The following is a 2,500-nucleotide window of genomic DNA, read 5'->3' on the forward strand; positions in this document are numbered from 1 at the left end:
CATATTATATGGTTAAGTCCTCGATCTATTAGTATTCGTCAGCTCCACATGTCACCATGCTTCCACCTCGAACCTATCAACCTGATCATCTTTCAGGGATCTTACTAGCTTACGCTATGGGAAATCTCATCTTGAGGGGGGCTTCATGCTTAGATGCTTTCAGCACTTATCCCTTCCGCACATAGCTACCCAGCTATGCCCTTGGCAGAACAACTGGTACACCAGCGGTGCGTCCATCCCGGTCCTCTCGTACTAAGGACAGCTCCTCTCAAATTTCCTACGCCCACGACGGATAGGGACCGAACTGTCTCACGACGTTCTGAACCCAGCTCGCGTACCGCTTTAATGGGCGAACAGCCCAACCCTTGGGACCGACTACAGCCCCAGGATGCGATGAGCCGACATCGAGGTGCCAAACCTCCCCGTCGATGTGGACTCTTGGGGGAGATAAGCCTGTTATCCCCGGGGTAGCTTTTATCCGTTGAGCGATGGCCCTTCCATGCGGAACCACCGGATCACTAAGCCCGACTTTCGTCCCTGCTCGACTTGTAGGTCTCGCAGTCAAGCTCCCTTATGCCTTTGCACTCTACGAATGATTTCCAACCATTCTGAGGGAACCTTTGGGCGCCTCCGTTACACTTTAGGAGGCGACCGCCCCAGTCAAACTGCCCACCTGACACTGTCTCCCGGGTCGATAAGACCCGTAGGTTAGAATTTCAATACAGTCAGGGCGGTATCCCACCAGCGCCTCCACCGAAGCTAGCGCTCCGGTTTCAATGGCTCCCGCCTATCCTGTACAAACTGTACCAAAATTCAATATCAGGCTACAGTAAAGCTCCACGGGGTCTTTCCGTCCTGTCGCGGGTAACCTGCATCTTCACAGGTACTATAATTTCACCGAGTCTCTGGTTGAGACAGTGCCCAAATCGTTACACCTTTCGTGCGGGTCGGAACTTACCCGACAAGGAATTTCGCTACCTTAGGACCGTTATAGTTACGGCCGCCGTTTACTGGGGCTTCAGTTCAGAGCTTCGCTTACGCTAACCCCTCTCCTTAACCTTCCAGCACCGGGCAGGTGTCAGCCCCTATACTTCGCCTTACGGCTTCGCAGAGACCTGTGTTTTTGCTAAACAGTCGCTTGGGCCTATTCACTGCGGCTTTCCGTTAAGAAAGCACCCCTTCTCCCGAAGTTACGGGGTCATTTTGCCGAGTTCCTTAACCAGAGTTCTCTCGCACACCTTAGGATTCTCTCCTCGCCTACCTGTGTCGGTTTGCGGTACAGGCACCTTTTATCTCGCTAGAAGCTTTTCTTGGCAGCGGGGAATCAAAGACTTCGCTCCATAAGGAGCTTCCCCATCACAGCTCAGCCTTCACGATAAGCGGATTTGCCTACTTATCAGCCTAACTGCTTGGACGTGCACAACCAATCGCACGCTTCTTCTATCCTTCTGCGTCCCTCCATTGCTCAAACGATAAAGAGGTGGTACAGGAATATCAACCTGTTGTCCATCGCCTACGCCTGTCGGCCTCGGCTTAGGTCCTGACTAACCCTGAGCGGACGAGCCTTCCTCAGGAAACCTTAGGCATTCGGTGGACGGGATTCTCACCCGTCTTTCGCTACTCATACCGGCATTCTCACTTCTAAGCGCTCCACCAGTCCTTACGGTCTGACTTCACTGCACTTAGAACGCTCCCCTACCACTGATACCATTGGTATCAATTCGCAGCTTCGGTGGTGTATTTAGCCCCGGTACATTTTCGGCGCAGAGTCACTCGACTAGTGAGCTATTACGCACTCTTTAAATGGTGGCTGCTTCTAAGCCAACATCCTAGTTGTCTAAGCAACTCCACATCCTTTTCCACTTAATACACACTTTGGGACCTTAGCTGGCGATCTGGGCTGTTTCCCTCTTGACTACGGATCTTATCACTCGCAGTCTGACTCCTAAGGATAAGTCATTGGCATTCGGAGTTTGACTGAATTCGGTAATCCGATGAGGACCCCTAGTTCAATCAGTGCTCTACCTCCAAGACTCTTACACTTAAGGCTAGCCCTAAAGCTATTTCGGGGAGAACCAGCTATCTCCAGGTTCGATTGGAATTTCTCCGCTACCCACACCTCATCCCCGCACTTTTCAACGTGCGTGGGTTCGGGCCTCCATTCAGTGTTACCTGAACTTCACCCTGGACATGGGTAGATCACCTGGTTTCGGGTCTACGACCACGTACTAAACGCCCTATTCAGACTCGCTTTCGCTGCGGCTCCGTCTCTTCAACTTAACCTCGCACGGGATCGTAACTCGCCGGTTCATTCTACAAAAGGCACGCCATCACCCATTAACGGGCTCTGACTATTTGTAGGCACACGGTTTCAGGATCTCTTTCACTCCCCTTCCGGGGTGCTTTTCACCTTTCCCTCACGGTACTGGTTCACTATCGATCACTAGGGAGTATTTAGCCTTGGGAGATGGTCCTCCCAGATTCCGACGGAATTTCACGT

General features: G+C 52.0%; 1 rRNA gene (cut by a window edge). It reads right to left on the minus strand.

The window, feature by feature from the left end:
- Window positions 1–8: 8 nt before the first annotated feature.
- Window positions 9–2,500, minus strand: a 23S ribosomal RNA gene (locus tag COI75_RS22230); it runs 430 nt beyond the window's last position.

The sequence above is a fragment of the Bacillus cereus genome (genome assembly GCF_002564555.1).
GTDB classification, from domain to species: Bacteria; Bacillota; Bacilli; order Bacillales; family Bacillaceae_G; genus Bacillus_A; species Bacillus_A cereus_K.